General features: G+C 39.1%; 13 protein-coding genes and 1 rRNA gene. 10 read left to right on the forward strand and 4 right to left on the reverse strand.

The annotated features are described in order from the left end of the window. Window positions 1–96 precede the first annotated feature (96 nt). Window positions 97–1,437, reverse strand: coding sequence for a sodium-dependent transporter (locus AC1DSK_RS06250; protein WP_477547459.1), 1,341 nt, complete (start codon window positions 1,435–1,437; stop codon window positions 97–99). A 133-nt stretch (window positions 1,438–1,570) separates the two neighbouring features. Here AC1DSK_RS06250 and AC1DSK_RS06255 point away from each other — a divergent pair, with 133 nt between their 5' ends. The 3 genes from AC1DSK_RS06255 (at window position 1,571) to yugI (ending at window position 4,718) form a co-directional block, all read left to right on the forward strand. After that, on the forward strand, window positions 1,571–2,128 hold the full coding sequence (locus AC1DSK_RS06255) for an RNA polymerase sigma factor (RefSeq protein ID WP_016428980.1): 558 nt from the start codon (window positions 1,571–1,573) through the stop codon (window positions 2,126–2,128). After that, window positions 2,118–4,256, forward strand: a complete 2,139-nt coding sequence (locus AC1DSK_RS06260; protein ID WP_477547460.1) for a hypothetical protein — start codon at window positions 2,118–2,120, stop codon at window positions 4,254–4,256. The genes AC1DSK_RS06255 and AC1DSK_RS06260 overlap by 11 nt, the downstream gene beginning before the upstream one ends. An 87-nt stretch (window positions 4,257–4,343) precedes the next feature. Beyond that, window positions 4,344–4,718, forward strand: a complete 375-nt coding sequence (yugI, locus tag AC1DSK_RS06265; protein ID WP_477547461.1) for a S1 domain-containing post-transcriptional regulator GSP13 — start codon at window positions 4,344–4,346, stop codon at window positions 4,716–4,718. Between the two features lie 92 nt (window positions 4,719–4,810). Here the strand turns inward: yugI and AC1DSK_RS06270 are convergent, their stop codons facing one another. Next, window positions 4,811–6,118 carry an AAA-type ATPase lid domain-containing protein gene (locus AC1DSK_RS06270; protein ID WP_477547462.1) on the reverse strand — a complete coding sequence of 436 codons (1,308 nt, stop codon included), beginning with the start codon at window positions 6,116–6,118 and terminating at the stop codon, window positions 4,811–4,813. A 140-nt stretch (window positions 6,119–6,258) separates the two neighbouring features. On the opposite strand from AC1DSK_RS06270, the gene pruA reads away from it, so the two are divergent. The 5 genes from pruA to AC1DSK_RS06295 all read left to right on the forward strand — a co-directional run bounded on the left by pruA (window position 6,259) and on the right by AC1DSK_RS06295 (window position 12,309). Further along, a complete protein-coding gene (pruA, locus tag AC1DSK_RS06275) occupies window positions 6,259–7,803 on the forward strand; it encodes an L-glutamate gamma-semialdehyde dehydrogenase (RefSeq protein WP_477532415.1) in 1,545 nt (514 codons plus the stop codon). Between the two features lie 196 nt (window positions 7,804–7,999). Continuing rightward, on the forward strand, window positions 8,000–9,193 hold the full coding sequence (locus AC1DSK_RS06280; protein ID WP_477598104.1) for an ornithine--oxo-acid transaminase: 1,194 nt from the start codon (window positions 8,000–8,002) through the stop codon (window positions 9,191–9,193). Between the two features lie 81 nt (window positions 9,194–9,274). Continuing rightward, window positions 9,275–10,519 carry a Glu/Leu/Phe/Val family dehydrogenase gene (locus AC1DSK_RS06285; protein WP_016428973.1) on the forward strand — a complete coding sequence of 415 codons (1,245 nt, stop codon included), beginning with the start codon at window positions 9,275–9,277 and terminating at the stop codon, window positions 10,517–10,519. Window positions 10,520–10,635: 116 nt separating this feature from the next. Continuing rightward, window positions 10,636–11,799: an iron-containing alcohol dehydrogenase gene (locus AC1DSK_RS06290; protein ID WP_477547464.1), complete on the forward strand. Its 1,164-nt coding sequence runs from the start codon at window positions 10,636–10,638 to the stop codon at window positions 11,797–11,799. 102 nt (window positions 11,800–11,901) lie between these two features. Then, a complete protein-coding gene (locus AC1DSK_RS06295) occupies window positions 11,902–12,309 on the forward strand; it encodes a YugN family protein (protein ID WP_477547465.1) in 408 nt (135 codons plus the stop codon). A 49-nt stretch (window positions 12,310–12,358) separates the two neighbouring features. Here AC1DSK_RS06295 and AC1DSK_RS06300 read toward each other — a convergent pair whose 3' ends face one another. Together AC1DSK_RS06300 and AC1DSK_RS06305 are read right to left on the reverse strand one after the other, a co-directional pair. Continuing rightward, entirely contained in the window at window positions 12,359–13,348 is a 990-nt protein-coding gene (locus tag AC1DSK_RS06300) for a cation diffusion facilitator family transporter (RefSeq protein WP_477547466.1), read from the reverse strand. Window positions 13,349–13,360: 12 nt separating this feature from the next. Next, entirely contained in the window at window positions 13,361–14,086 is a 726-nt protein-coding gene (locus tag AC1DSK_RS06305) for an MgtC/SapB family protein (protein ID WP_477547467.1), read from the reverse strand. Between the two features lie 136 nt (window positions 14,087–14,222). On the opposite strand from AC1DSK_RS06305, the gene AC1DSK_RS06310 reads away from it, so the two are divergent. Next, window positions 14,223–15,131, forward strand: a complete 909-nt coding sequence (locus AC1DSK_RS06310) for a DMT family transporter (protein ID WP_477547468.1) — start codon at window positions 14,223–14,225, stop codon at window positions 15,129–15,131. A gap of 352 nt (window positions 15,132–15,483) precedes the next feature. Then, window positions 15,484–15,560 (forward strand): 16S ribosomal RNA (locus AC1DSK_RS06315); the annotation flags it as partial.

Raw genomic sequence — 15,560 nt, forward strand, 5'->3', positions numbered from 1 at the left:
ATGCACTCCTTTCCATCATACATCGTATGCTTGCAACTATCTTATCATACCTCATAGATATAGATTTTGTGAAATAAGTCGTTTTACAGACAGTTCTCAACCTTTAAAGGCTGAAAACATGGCATTTAGGAAAATCAAAATAATCGCAATTGGGGCAAGGTATCGAACAACGAAGCGCCAAATGTTAAAAGCTAAAGAAGACATATTCAATTCCTCAAACGTTTCTTGTTTCTTCAAAACGTAACCTGCAAAAATCGAAATCATTAAGGCCCCTAAAGGTAAACCAAAGTTATTTGTCAGGAAGTCAGCAAAATCGAAGAAAGATTTTCCGAATATCTTCACATCCGAAAATACCCCAAACGATAACGCACTTGGAATACCCACAAGGAAAATAAGCAATCCATAAATCCATGAAGAGCGTTTCCGTTTATCATATGCATTTTTAATCCCCATGGACACGACGGTCTCAAGCATCGCGATGGAAGAAGTCAAAGTTGCAAATAACATCAAAATAAAGAACAACAGCATAAAGAAAGCGCCGAAAGGAATTTGTTCAAAGACTGCAGGTAAAATGATAAAAACTAGTCCCGGCCCTTCGTTAGGCGAATATCCTAATGCAAAAACGGCTGGGAATATAACCAGACCCGCCATTAGTGAAATGCCGATATTTAACATGGAAACACTAACAGCAGAATTCCCTAATTTTTGTTCCTTAGGCAAGTAAGAGGCATAAGTCATCATTCCAGCTACACCGACACTAAGTGAGAAGAACGCTTGACCCAATGCCAACAGCAAGGTTTGTGCATTAAAGTAAGACCAATCCGGCACGAACATAAATTTAACACCTTCCATTGCGCCCTCCAGTGTCAATGAACGAATAACCAGAACAACAAAGAAGATTAATAGTGCTGGCATCATAATTCGGCTGGCACGTTCAATCCCTGCCTCAATCCCACCTTGTACAATCATAATCGTCAATAACATAAAGACGGCTTGACCAATCAATACTTCCCAGGGGTTCGAGATGATGCTATTGAATAAGTTCGCGTAAGAACTTTCTCCAGTATTATTAAGTGTGAACAGTAAAGCTCTTCCTAAATAGGATAAAATCCATCCACCCACAACACTGTAGAATGATAAAATAATAAATGAGAAAAAGAACCCTGACCAACCAATCAAATACCACTTCTTGCCAGGTGCCAGTTTTTTTAGTCCTGTAATTGCATCAGCTTGTCCTTTACGTCCAATGACGAACTCTGCAAGTAGAATTGGTAAACCAATTAACAATGTACTGATGATAAACAACAAGACAAATACGCTTCCACCGTTTGTTCCTGCCATATATGGAAACTTCCATATTGCCCCCAGCCCTATTGCACTCCCTGCAGCTGCAAGGACGAAGCCAATCTTAGATGCAAAATGATCGCGCTTTGCCATGTACTCCAACTCCTTCAATCTTTAAAGATTTTTCTAATTCTACACGAGAGCCTTTGAAATTAATATAATTTTTTGAAACAATTTGAGGAAAACGTTCGTATAACGAGTAATACATAGAGAGTGAGGGGGCCTCATGAACGAACTGGTTTTAATTGAAAGGGCACAAAAAGGAGACAGGGCGGCCTACGGTGATTTAATGAATCTTCATCATAGGACCGTTGAGAAATTTGCCTACCAGTGTGGTGTCAAAGCAGATGATGTGCAAGATGTGACCCAGGAAGTATTTATTAAACTGTATAGATTCCTCCATCAATTTCAGCGTGACCGATTTACGACATGGTTATACAAAATTACGTTAAATGCAGCGAGAGATTATTATCGAAAAGAACAACGAGAAAAAGATAAAGAAGATAAAGCCCAGGATAACGAGAACTTCGGAACGAGTGTAAGATCTGCAGAATCGAAAATTCTGGTCTTTGAAGAAGACAGAGAATTGCATGCGGCCATTCAGATGCTTGATGAAAAATATCGAATTCCCATCGTATTATTTTATTTTCAGGAACTCACATATGACCAAATCGGTGATGTCATGAACATTCCACTGGCAACGGTTAAGACACGGTTGCTAAGAGCAAAAGAACAACTCAAATCCGCACTTGCATTAAAAGGAGGGGCCGAATATGGACGATAAGCAATTTGAGCAACAAATGAAATTACTTAACAAATCTTATAATCGCGTTCCATCTAAATTTAATGCGGACGATGTATTAAGCAAAATAGATGCAGAAAATCAAAAACAACATGAAGTGCCTGTCGTGAATGCAGTTAAACAATCGAAATGGCAAAGAGTCAGTGTTTGGACTGTCAGCTTGGCAAGTGTTTTCTTAATCGGAATTTTGAGCGCTTCATTCATGAATGATCATGATGATCAAAAGAACAACGCGGCAGCCGAATATGATCAGAAGGAAATAGAAGAACTCAAAAAAGATTATCAAAAGGAACGTGAGAAAAGAAAGAAAATGCTTGGCTTGACGAGTGAACAATACGATCAACTGGGCTTTGTAAAGTTTGCGGATAGTGAATTTGCACGCATCACACATCCGGATTCTATAAAGAACTCGACAGTTTCCTTGAAAGTAGCCTATGGAGAAACGGTTAAGTATTTACGACTGCCTTCAGAAATGGTGGCAACCCTTCAAGTTGGAGATCAATTGAATGAAGAAATGAGTATGCTGTTTGTGGATGAATTAAGCAATAGGATAGACGACTTGAAAATGGTCTATGACCAGATCTTGGTCGAACATAAGGAAGTTTTGAATACTGCCAAAATGAACGGGAAACTTGACGTGGACTATTTGTATAGCAAGCAAAAAGATTTGCCTGAACCAGTGCAACAGATGATTTCGAATTCTTCCCATGAAGGTATTAAAATTAAAGTGGCTGCAAATCAAAAAGAGTATGTAACGGATTATCAAAGGAATGAATTATTCCTCGGCCTTGAAGGGAAACTTGCTTTTCCTGCTTTGAATTTATTGTATATGCAATCAATGGCACCCTTCACAAATGCAGGGGAATTGGTTTACAGTCCACAAGAATCTGCGTCATTTATTGAGTCAATGGAATATTCCCTGATGAATGTCAAGCAACCAGGTCAATTGTACGACGTAATAAAATCTTACTATGAAGACCTTGCATATATATTGATTTTTGGATCTCCTCAGAATGCCGTTTTTGCAGAAGGGAAAATTAAAGAGGAATACCAATCTGCATGGAAATATTTACTTAACTACCCTGGGACTTCACCAATCAAATATTTCATGAAACCCGTAGTAGATTCCCTCAGTGCGAATAATTGGGAAGTGAACGATACTTACAAATTTCTTGATTTCAATAGATTGAAGGAAGCATTCTCGCTTGCAGAAGCGGGTGAGCTCGCTAAGTTAATGCCTGCTGATGAATCATCAGATTATGTGGAAATTGTTGAATGGCCAAATTCGGAATTACAGCAAAAAATTCATGGCTATCTGAAAAATCCAGGTTCTAAAAATCCTGAGTATGCCTTATCGAATTTGTCACCTATTGAGTCTGTACTGTTATTTTCCTATGCCCAGCAATTAGATTTCCCGAAAGTTATGTTGGATTTAGCACTTCCATTCCAAGTCATGGATTCGGTAACGGATTTACATGCCTTTCTAGGGGATGAAAATATCCTTCCAGAAGAAGAAATTACACTTACGTATGATGACCGAGTAACCACCTATCAAAATGATGAATATTTTGGCAATGTTGAAGTCCAAACGAAGGAAACTCATAAGGTAATACCGGTCGTGAAAAACCGAGAAGGTGTATGGCAACTCGATTTAGGCATTTCAGTTATAAATGAGCACTATTTTGAACCGATTAATTTGCAGTATACGAAAAGAGTCCAAAAAATTTACAAAGAATTCCAAGAAGCATATGACTACGATATCATTAAATCGGAAAGTCCAGATATTATTGCGGGAATTTATCTGGAGGCACTTTATTCCGGAGATGCTGAAACCCAATATGCATTGCTGTTGGATGACGAGAACTATTCAAGACCTACCCGCGAAGAATTTATAGGTGATTACTCTCGCTCTGCCGACGTGATGGATTGGAAAACTCTATACGAATCAGTAGAATATCAACCAGAAGTATTGGAAGATGATTATGATCATGATCAAGTGATTTATTATAATTTAAAAGCAGAATATCAAACGGATGATGAAAAAAAGAAAGGATTCCAATTGCGTAAAACGAGTGAAGGATGGCGCGTTCACTTCATGCCGATGCAGTGAGTCTTTTGAGTAAAACTCTTGTTTATGGTATAATCTTCTATGGCCTTAAGGTAGATAGGTATATATCCAAGACTAGGAGCGATTATTATGACTAAGAAGTACGAAGTTGGGGAAGTAATCTCAGGAAAAGTAACAGGCGTACAGCCATATGGCGCGTTTGTAGCATTAGACGAAGAAACCCAAGGATTAGTGCATATTTCGGAAATCACATATGGTTATGTGAAAGACGTAAGCGAATTCTTGTCTGTTGGGCAAGAAATCGAAGTGAAAGTACTTGAAGTGGACGAAGAAGCAGGCAAAATCAGCCTTTCTATCCGTGCATTACAAGAACGCCCACCGGTTATACGTAAAGAAGACAAACCGAAAAAATCATTGCAAGCACGTGTTGACGAGCATGATGCAGAAGGTTTCAACTCTTTAAAAGACAAATTACAAGATTGGATCAAACAATCCGGTCAATGAGAAAAGTAGAAAGCGAGCCAACTCCTTGTGAGCCGGCTCGCTTTTTCTATTAATAATGCGTTTAAACACCATTTACAGTCGGGTTGCATATGTTATTTTCTTATCTTCCTTAAACGATATTGCAGGTTCTGCCTGCTCATTCCTAAAGCAACTGCAGCTTTTGTGACATTTCCATCAAACATGCCCATCACTTTCTGCAAATAGTACATTTCCGCTTCACGTAAATAATCTTCCAGTGGCAGTAACTCACGATCAGATTGGACAACGAAATCTTCAGCTCGTTTAAGAGGTTCCCGCAATTCCTGCATTTTCAATTTGAAATGCAGAGGCAACATTTCGAACGTCACCATTTCTTCTACAGTAAGCATCGAAGCGATCTCATCCAGTAAGATTTCCACTTCTTTTAAATTACCTGGCCAGTCGTACGAATGAAAAATGTCACGAACTTCTTCTTTTAGGTCCATGATTGCTGAACCGAAGCGAACCCGATGTCGTGCAAAATAATCGTGTATAAATGGATCAATATCTTCTCGTCGTTCACGCAAGGGTGGAACGACAATCGTCATGGAAGCGAAGAAGTAATAAAGCTCTTTTAATAATTCTCCCGAAGCAATCAAATCCACAGGGTCTGCCCCTACACTTGCTAAAAATAAGTGGTCCCCTAGTGTAGAGTCATTAACCATATCCAGTAGTTGTTGTTGCATACCCAAAGTCAAAAGGTCAATTCGTTCACAAAATATCGTGCTCGCTTCAAGCGCAATCATGTCTTCTCTTAATTTATTGAGAATCGTCGGATCGGAGTTGTGGCAATATAACGTATAAAAATGGGACAAAGGTGGCGATAATTCATAATGAATGCCTTCAGCGACCAAGTCTTTTCCGGTTCCAGCTTCACCAACAAGCAAGACAGATAAACGTGCCATCGCCGCTTTTTTGGCGGTTGAGATAACGTGTTTCATCGATTCGGAAACAGCCGTAATTACTGAAAATGTTATTGGTTCCCCATATCGGCGCAAAGGTTGATAGACTAAGCGTTCCAATGTGGTAACGTCACGTGCTAGCTCAACAGCCCCGATTAATTCTCCATTATCAAAAACAGGATGGGTATCGTTGATGGTTGTAATTTCATGTCCATTGCGATTCCAATAGGTTTGTTTGACATTCAACACGTGTTCGCCGCTTTGCAGAACTTTCAAAAGGGTACTTTCCTGTTGGTCGAATTGAAATAATTCAAGAAGGGAGCGGTCAGCGACATCCTGTAAATCAAGGCCTTCAATGTTTTTCATTTTTTCGTTGTATAAAATGGTCCGCCCATTCCGGTCAATTGCGTGGATTCCCACTGAAATATGATCACTTGCAAAACGGTAAAACGGCAATAATTGAAGATCTTTATCGTTCACGGGAGGCTCACTCCTAAAGTTTTTTACGAAAATAAGAAATATCACTTGAAAAACGCAACAATCTTTTGCATTATTATAGATGTAAACGAAATAAAAGCGCAAATTAATTTTGCACTAAAATAAAAAATAGGAGGATTCACATGATTCCTTATAAACATGAAGCATTTACAGATTTCACTAAAGAAGAAAACAAAAAAGCCATCCAAGATGGTTATAAAACAGTAGCAGGTTATATGGGTCAAGACTTCCCACTTATCATTGGTGGCGAACGCATTACAACTGAAGACAAAATTGTTTCTTACAATCCAGCTAACAAAACTGAAGTTGTAGGTTCTGTATCTAAAGCAAATCAAGAATTAGCTTCTAAAGCTATGGATATCGCTGATGCTACATTCAATACATGGAAAAAAGTAAAACCTGAAATTCGTGCTGATGTATTATTCAAAGCGGCAGCAATTATGCGTCGTCGTAAATTTGAATTCTCTGCATTACTTTCTAAAGAAGCTGGTAAAACATGGGTTGAAGCTGACGTTGAAGCAGCTGAAGCAATCGATTTCCTAGAATACTACGGTCGTCAAATGCTTCGTTTGAAAGATGGTCAACCAGTTGAAAGCCGTCCAGGTGAGTATAACCGTTATGACTACATTCCAATGGGTGTGGCAGTTGTTATTTCTCCTTGGAACTTCCCATTCGCTATCATGGCGGGTACTGCAGTTGCGGCAATGGTTACTGGTAACACAGTATTACTGAAGCCTGCTTCTACAACACCAGTTGTTGCATATAAATTTATGGAAGTATTAGAAGAAGCGGGTATGCCTGCAGGAGTGGTAAACTTCATTCCAGGTTCTGGTGCTGAAGTTGGGGACTTTATGGTTGATCACCCACGCACACGTTTAATCAGTTTCACTGGTTCACGTGACGTTGGTCTTCGTATCTTCGAACGTTCTTCTAAATTAACTGAAGGTCAAATTTGGATTAAACGTGTAATCGCTGAAATGGGCGGTAAAGATACAATCGTTGTTGATAAAGAAGCTGATTTAGAATTAGCTGCTCAATCAATCGTGAAATCTGCATTCGGTTTCAGTGGACAAAAATGTTCAGCATGTTCACGCGCTGTAATCGTTGAAGATGTATACGATCAAGTAGTAAACCGCGTTGAAGAATTAACTAAGGCTCTATCAGTTGGTGTTCCAGATCAAGATGAGCATTTCGTAGGTCCAGTTATCGATGGCGCTGCATTCAAAAAAATCATGAGCTACATCGAAATTGGTAAAGGTGAAGGTCGTGTAGTTTCTGGTGGTACTGGTGACGATTCTAAAGGATTCTTCATTCAACCAACTGTAATCGCTGACTTAGATCCTAAAGCTCGCATCATGCAAGAAGAAATCTTTGGACCAGTCGTAGGTATCTGTAAAGCTAAAGATTTCGACGAAGCTCTTGAAATTGCAAACAACACAGAATACGGCTTAACTGGTGCGGTAATTACAAACAACCGTATGAACCAAGAAAAAGCACGTGAAGACTTCCATGTGGGTAACTTGTACTTCAACCGCGGATGTACTGGCGCTATCGTTGGATACCAACCATTCGGTGGATTCAACATGTCAGGTACAGACTCTAAAGCAGGCGGTCCTGACTACCTGACTTTACACTTACAAGCAAAAACAACATCTGAAATGTTATAAGAAAAGCGTAGAAGCCCATGCTAGCTCGACACCGGCGCTGGAAGGAAGAAAGGCGAATCATTCGCCTTTCTGACCCCATACTGTGGCCCGCGAGCTGGGGTTCAAAGCTAGATATTAAGAAAAGCGACATTAAATATAGGCAGGCACATCAGAAGATGCGTCTGCTTTTTTTTGAAAATTGAGGAGGCGAAACATTATGACAGTTTCACAAAACGTTATTGCGCAAACAGAAAAATTTGGTGCTCCAAACTATCATCCACTTCCGATTGTTATTTCTGAAGCACAAGGTGTATGGGTTAAGGATCCAGAAGGTAACAAATACATGGATATGTTATCTGCTTATTCGGCAGTAAACCAAGGGCATCGTCACCCGAAAATTATCCAAGCGCTTAAAGATCAAGCTGACCGTGTAACTTTGACGTCACGTGCATTCCATAACGATCAGTTAGGACCTTGGTACGAAATGATTTGTGAGTTATCTGGCAAAGATATGGCACTTCCTATGAATACAGGGGCTGAAGCTGTTGAAACAGCTATTAAGGCAGCTCGTCGATGGGCTTACGATGTAAAAGGAATTGCTGAAAACCAAGCAGAAGTCATTGCTTGTAACGGAAACTTCCATGGACGTACGATGGCGGCAGTTTCTTTATCTTCAGATCCTGATTACAAACGTGGATTCGGACCAATGCTTCCAGGTATCAATTTGATTCCTTACGGAGACATTGAATCGTTAAAATCAGCAATCACACCGAATACAGCGGCATTCTTGATTGAACCAATTCAAGGGGAAGCAGGCATTGTCATTCCTCCAGTCGGATTCATGAAAGCTGCTCGTGAACTTTGTCGCGAAAACAACGTCCTATTTATTGCAGATGAGATTCAAGCAGGACTATGCCGTACTGGTAAAATGTTCGCATGTGAATGGGAAGATGTTGATCCAGATATGTACATTTTGGGTAAAGCACTTGGCGGAGGAGTATTCCCAATCTCTTGCGTAGTGGCCAACAAAGAAATTCTTGAAGTATTTAACCCTGGATCTCATGGTTCAACTTTTGGTGGGAACCCAATGGCTTGTGCAGTATCGATTGCTTCTTTGAACGTATTAACAGAAGAGAAGTTAGCAGAACGCTCTGAAGAACTAGGAAACTATTTCAAAGATGAACTGTCAAAAATCGAACATTCTTCTATTAAAGAAGTACGTGGTCGCGGATTATTTATCGGAATGGAACTAAACACAGAAGCTCGTCCTTATTGTGAGGAATTGAAAGAGCTTGGACTTTTATGTAAAGAAACGCATGATACGGTCATTCGTTTTGCTCCACCATTGGTTATTACAAAAGAAGAATTGGACTGGGCAATCGAAAAAATTMAAAAAGTATTCAATAAATAATATTTAGTGTTAAAAAATAAAAATAATTATGTTACAATGATTGCGACGTAATCATTATGAATAAAGAGGCGAAACTAAAAAATGGCTGAAAATCTAAACCTGTTCACATCAACACAAGATGTTATTCAGGACGCTCTTAACAAACTTGGATATGATGAAGGAATGTTTGAACTTTTAAAAGAACCATTGCGTATGCTTGAAGTGCGTATTCCAATTAAAATGGATGATGGTAAAGTAAAAGTATTCACGGGTTATCGTGCTCAACATAACGACGCTGTAGGACCTACTAAAGGTGGCGTACGTTTCCACCCGGAGGTTTCTGAAGATGAAGTGAAAGCATTATCAATGTGGATGACATTAAAATGCGGAATCGTTGATTTACCTTATGGTGGTGGTAAGGGCGGAATTATTTGCGACCCTCGAAAAATGTCGATGAACGAAATTGAAAAACTTAGTCGTGGCTATGTTCGCGCGATTAGTCAATTTGTGGGACCAACTAAAGATATTCCAGCTCCAGATGTATTTACAAATTCACAAATTATGGCTTGGATGATGGATGAATATAGCCGCATTGATGAATTTAACTCACCAGGTTTCATTACTGGTAAACCAATTGTTCTTGGTGGTTCTCAAGGGCGTGAACGCGCTACTGCCCAAGGTGTAACAATCTGTGTGGAAGAAGCTGCTAAAAAACGCGGTATCGATATGAATGGGGCACGTGTGGTCATTCAAGGTTTCGGTAATGCTGGTAGTTTCTTAGCTAAGTTTATGAGTGATGCAGGAGCTAAAGTAATCGGAATCTCAGATGCATACGGAGCTTTACATGATCCGAATGGTTTAGATATTGATTATTTACTGGATCGCCGTGATAGTTTTGGAACGGTAACAACATTGTTCGAAAATACAATCTCTAATAAAGAATTACTTGAATTAGATTGCGATATTTTAGTACCGGCAGCAATTGAAAATCAAATTACTTCTGAAAACGCACACAACATTCGTGCGAGCATCGTGGTAGAAGCTGCAAATGGCCCAACTACTACTGAAGCTACAAAAATACTAACTGATCGAGGCATTTTACTTGTTCCTGACGTACTTGCTAGCGCAGGTGGTGTTACAGTATCTTATTTTGAATGGGTTCAAAATAATCAAGGTTATTACTGGACAGAAGAAGAAGTAAACGAAAAACTTTATAAAAAAATGGTGGACGCATTTGAAAATGTTTACACTGTTTCAACAACACGCAACATCAACATGCGTTTAGCAGCATATATGGTTGGAGTTCGTAAAACTGCAGAAGCTTCTCGCTTCCGTGGCTGGGTATAAAAATAAACGCGTCTTGTCTCTTTGGAGACAAGGCGTTTTTTCATTTATTTTAAGCTATTTTCTTTGATTTTACGGGTGATTATGTACATAATACTCAATAGAGGAGCGTGATAAAAATGAATGCATTTTCATTTTATAACCCTGTTAAATTGATTTTTGGTAAAGGGCAACTTGAACAGATCAAACAAGAATTACCTACATACGGCAAAAAAGTACTGCTCGTTTATGGTGGCGGAAGTATTAAGAAAAGTGGTCTCTATGAAGAAGTAATGACCACTTTAAAAGCGGCGGATTTGGAAGTATTTGAATTGAGTGGAGTGGAACCGAATCCACGAATCTCTAGCGTCCGAAGAGGCATAGAAATTTGTAAGAACGAAAATATCGATGTTTTACTTGCGGTAGGAGGCGGCTCTGTCATTGATTGTACGAAGCTAATTGCTGCTGGTGCAAAATATGATGGAGATGCTTGGGACTTCGTCAGTCGTAAAGCAGTACCTGAAACGGCATTGCCTTTTGGTACTGTATTGACATTGGCTGCAACTGGTTCTGAAATGAATGCGGGTTCGGTTATTACTAATGAAGAGACACAGGAAAAATACGGATGGGGCAGCCCATTGGTATACCCTAAATTCTCGATACTAGATCCTACATACACTTTCTCAGTTCCGCAAGATCAAACGGTTTATGGAATTGTGGATATGATGTCTCATATTTTTGAGCAATATTTCAATAACGCTACGAGTACACCGGTTCAAGATGAAATGTGTGAAGGCGTATTGCGTGCCATTATGGAAACTGCACCAAAACTACTGAACAACTTACACTCGTATGAACATCGTGAAACCATTCTTTTCTCCGGAACAATTGCTTTAAACGGCATGTTGCAAATGGGGTACCAAGGAGACTGGGCAACTCACGATATTGAGCATGCAGTATCAGCAATATATGATATTCCCCATGCAGGTGGACTAGCAATTCTTTTCCCACATTGGATGCGTCATAATATCAAAGTTGATCCAGAACGTTTTGCCAGATTGGCGGTTTATGTATTTGGAGTAGAGCCTGAAGGCAAGACGGTTGATGAAATAGCAAATGAAGGAATCGATAACTTACGTGCTTTTTGGACATCACTAGGAGCACCCGAGACACTTGCCGACTATAACATCGACGATTCTAAAATTGAATCGATGGTTGAAAAAGCTATGGTTTACGGTCCATTCGGAAACTTCGTACCATTAGAAGCAGACGATGTACGCGCCATTTTAAAAGCATCACTTTAATAAATGAAGTAAACTGTACTCGTGATTGATGTTTTCTTTTCCAGTTACGAATAAAACCATACTCCTCCTGTCCATTCTAATAGAAGACGGGAGGTTTTTTATTTGATAGAACTTAATTCTTCAATAGAAGGAAGACGTTTTGAAAAAGGTCACCTAGAAGAGTTTTTAACAAGTCATGGATTTACGGTAGGTGGAGGTTGGGATTACGATCATGCCTATTTTGATTATGTTTTTCAAAAGACACCATATTACGATGTCTTACGAATTCCGGTAACTGTGAAAAGTGGAGATTTTGAACAGGCATCGGCTAAATTGGAATGTGGCGTTCCTTTCTTATTAAGACATTGTTATCAGTATGGTATTGATGACGAAAAAGATGCCCTTTTTGGAGTTGGTGGTGGAGTAATGAATCAATTCCAAAAACCGACCGATAAAGATGCACCGATCAGCAATAAACTTGTCGTGCAGGGCGTGGAATTGCTTAAAACTCTAGATAGTCGTTTACAATAGGAAAGCCCCGTTCAATGAGCAACATTGAACGGGGCTTTCTTCATATAAATCATTGTGGAGGTAAAATTTCCGGTCGATTACTGACATGCTTCCAGTGCGTGACCCCATCGTCTTCATCGAATGAAATAGTTACATCTTGAACACCTTGTTGATGAAGAATTAAATCTACAAGATGATCTCGAATGTCGTCAGCCTCTGCAAAAGAGATTGAAGGGTCCACTTCAGCAACTAGTTCAACATGTAAAAACTCTCCTTCTTTAATTACTGCAAGCTTTTGAATATCTTTAACGTCTTTATGTTCAAATACGAGATGCGCAATATGGTTCAACATTTGTTCGTCCGTTTCCCCGATTGCTCCACGTGCATTTTCCAGGAAAACGCGACCAACAACATAGAACATCATTAACCCAATCATGATGGAAGCGATACCTTCTGCTTGTAAAAAGCCTGTGAAATGAGCGATTAACACTGCGACAAATGCCAGAACCCCACCGCTTGTTGCCACTAAATCTTCCATAAAGACTAATTTTGTTGCGGGTTTCGCTCGATTTAAATGACTAAATGCGAGTGTTAAAGGTGCCAATCCTGTTGCTTTAGGCATACCAGCTTCGTGTAGTACTTCTTTTGCCGCTTTATAAAGTACGAAAGTTTCTAATATGATTGCAATAGCTAATACACCGAGAGTAATGAATAAACCACCTGATTTCGCAGGATGTTGTATATGATGCCATCCTTCTATAACGGTCTCATAAGACAATATCCCAACAATTAGAACTGCTCCTAGACAAACTAAATTGACGACTCTTCCGAAACCATTTGGAAAACGGGGAGTAGGAGCTTTCTTGGAAAGGGCAGAACCGATGAAAACAAAGAATTGGTTTGCAGCATCCCCAATGGAGTGCATCATTTCTGCAAACATAGCTACATTTCCTGTGAAGAAGAATGCAACACCTTTTAGTATTGCGATTACTGTATTGACGATAGCCGCTAACAATGAAGGCTTATTTCCTTCTTTAAGTAATCCGAAAAATTCGTTCATATAATCCTCCTATTAAGATAAAATTTCTAGTTCGACACGATCAATGTATGAAAGAGAATGAACACTGTCATAAATGGTTAACGAATTATGCTTTGGTAAAGTGGAAAAGCGTAATTCAATTTCATGCTTCAGGCGTTGATCGGAAAGTGGGATATCTTTGATACGAAGACTTTCAATGACCATCTCTTCTGATTTAAGAAAAGAAACCAAATGTTCGATCGAACCCGATTCAGAAAGGAGAACCTTCATATATACTTCCTTCATTCGAAGACGCTTAGGACCAATTTTAGAAAGAAGAGGAGGCAGAACCTCAATCCCAACCAAAACAATCAGTACGCAAATCGTAGCCTCCACATAAAAACCTGCTCCGACAGCAATACCGATAGCACCAGCACCCCAAATCATTGCAGCTGTTGTTAATCCGGTAATACTGTCGTTACCTTTTCGCAGTATTACACCCGCTCCTAGAAAACCAATTCCACTAACGATTTGTGCTGCCAGCCTTAAAGGGTCCATGGTTATATTCACACCGTCTCTAGCTTCTGCCATATAAGCTGACTCAATAGAGATGTATGTAAGAAGACAGCTGAAAGTCGCAATAACCAAACTTGTCTTCAAACCAACTGGTTTCTTTTTAAGTTCCCTCTCAAGACCAATAATTAAACTTAATAATGCAGCTAATCCTAATTTCATCAATATTTCAGTATGTATAAATCCGTCAACAATTATTGAGCCCATAAGCATCCTCCTATTTAATAAGATAAAAACAAACTTGCTATGCTGGATAAGACATGAAACAATATGAAGGATTATCTATATAGTACCTTTAATCGAATAGTATTATCAATTGAGGGTACAGAGAGAAGTGACCTTAATGAAAAAACCAACAATTCACCCTTTAATTCCAATTGCTGTTGGCGTTCTCGCAGTTGCCTTGTCGGCAATATTTGTTAAACTTGCAAATGCGGATGCAGGGGTCATAGCATTTTATCGTATGTTATTTTCAGTATTGATCATGGCACCTATTTTCTTTTGGAAATACACGTCAGAAATTAAACAATTAACAAAGAGAGATTGGACATTTTCGTTAGTTGCCGGAATCTTTTTGGCTTTTCACTTTATCTTATGGTTTGAATCACTAAATTACACATCGGTGGCCAGTTCAACGGTTCTAGTGACGTTACAACCTATTTTTGCTTTCGCGGGTACATACTTCTTTTTTAAAGAACGCTTATCATTAAAAACCATCGTATCTGGAGCCATTGCATTAGGAGGCTCGATTTTAATAAGTTGGGGAGACTTCCGAATCAGTGGGAGTGCACTATATGGAGATGTATTGGCGCTCATCGCTTGTGCACTTGTTACTGCCTATCTTTTATTCGGCCAGGATGTACGTCAAAGACTGTCTCTCGTTACATATACATTTGTGGTGTATGGAATTAGTACGATTACGCTATTTTTCTATGTATTAATTAAAGGAGAATCATTTGGACCTTATCCAGCTGATGATTGGTTATGGTTTATCTTATTAGCAATCGTACCGAATCTATTGGGACATACATTATTTAATTGGTCTATAAAATATGTTTCAACAAATGTTATATCAATCGCAATTTTATTTGAGCCTGTGGGTGCGGCAATTTTAGCGTTTTATATCTTTGATGAATATTTAATCACGACTCAGATCATCGGAGGAATCATCGTAATTGCAGGTATAGTGCTGTTTGTAGTGGACTTTAAGAAGATATTTAAACTTTTTCGTAAAAAACCTCTTGATTTGTAAATCAAGAGGGTGTATATTAATACTTGTCCTTCGGAAGCGAAGAAAAATATTTCAAAATAGTTATTGACTTTGATTTCGAATGAAGGTATATTAATAGAGTTGCTAATTTGATTGCAACGAAATGAATAAAAAAGCAAAACTTTTTGTTGACATAACAATCTGGATTTGCTAAGATATAAAAGTTGCTGTCGCGAAAGTGACCAACGAAATGAACCTTGAAAACTGAACAGCAAAACGTCAACAATAAAGCGGAACACACTTCGGTGTGGGAAGCAAAACTTGAACTTAATTGTTCATTTTAAAACGTCATTAATTTGACGCCAGCAACAAAGTCGAGCTAATCGACTCACCTATTATGGAGAGTTTGATCCTGGCTCAGGACGAACGCTGGCGGCGTGCCTAATACATGCAAGTCGAGCGGAATGATGA

It is taken from the genome of Paenisporosarcina sp. P4_B8 (genome assembly GCF_056402175.1).

What these genes read in the sequence shown, in the direction of transcription:
- AC1DSK_RS06250 (WP_477547459.1), bottom strand. Translation starts at nt 1,437, where the DNA reads ATGGCAAAGCGCGATCATTTTGCATCTAAGATTGGCTTCGTCCTTGCA.
- AC1DSK_RS06255 (WP_016428980.1), top strand. Translation starts at nt 1,571, where the DNA reads ATGAACGAACTGGTTTTAATTGAAAGGGCACAAAAAGGAGACAGGGCG.
- AC1DSK_RS06260 (WP_477547460.1), top strand. Translation starts at nt 2,118, where the DNA reads ATGGACGATAAGCAATTTGAGCAACAAATGAAATTACTTAACAAATCT.
- yugI (WP_477547461.1), top strand. Translation starts at nt 4,344, where the DNA reads ATGACTAAGAAGTACGAAGTTGGGGAAGTAATCTCAGGAAAAGTAACA.
- pruA (WP_477532415.1), top strand. Translation starts at nt 6,259, where the DNA reads ATGATTCCTTATAAACATGAAGCATTTACAGATTTCACTAAAGAAGAA.
- AC1DSK_RS06285 (WP_016428973.1), top strand. Translation starts at nt 9,275, where the DNA reads ATGGCTGAAAATCTAAACCTGTTCACATCAACACAAGATGTTATTCAG.
- AC1DSK_RS06290 (WP_477547464.1), top strand. Translation starts at nt 10,636, where the DNA reads ATGAATGCATTTTCATTTTATAACCCTGTTAAATTGATTTTTGGTAAA.
- AC1DSK_RS06300 (WP_477547466.1), bottom strand. Translation starts at nt 13,348, where the DNA reads ATGAACGAATTTTTCGGATTACTTAAAGAAGGAAATAAGCCTTCATTG.
- AC1DSK_RS06305 (WP_477547467.1), bottom strand. Translation starts at nt 14,086, where the DNA reads ATGGGCTCAATAATTGTTGACGGATTTATACATACTGAAATATTGATG.
- AC1DSK_RS06310 (WP_477547468.1), top strand. Translation starts at nt 14,223, where the DNA reads ATGAAAAAACCAACAATTCACCCTTTAATTCCAATTGCTGTTGGCGTT.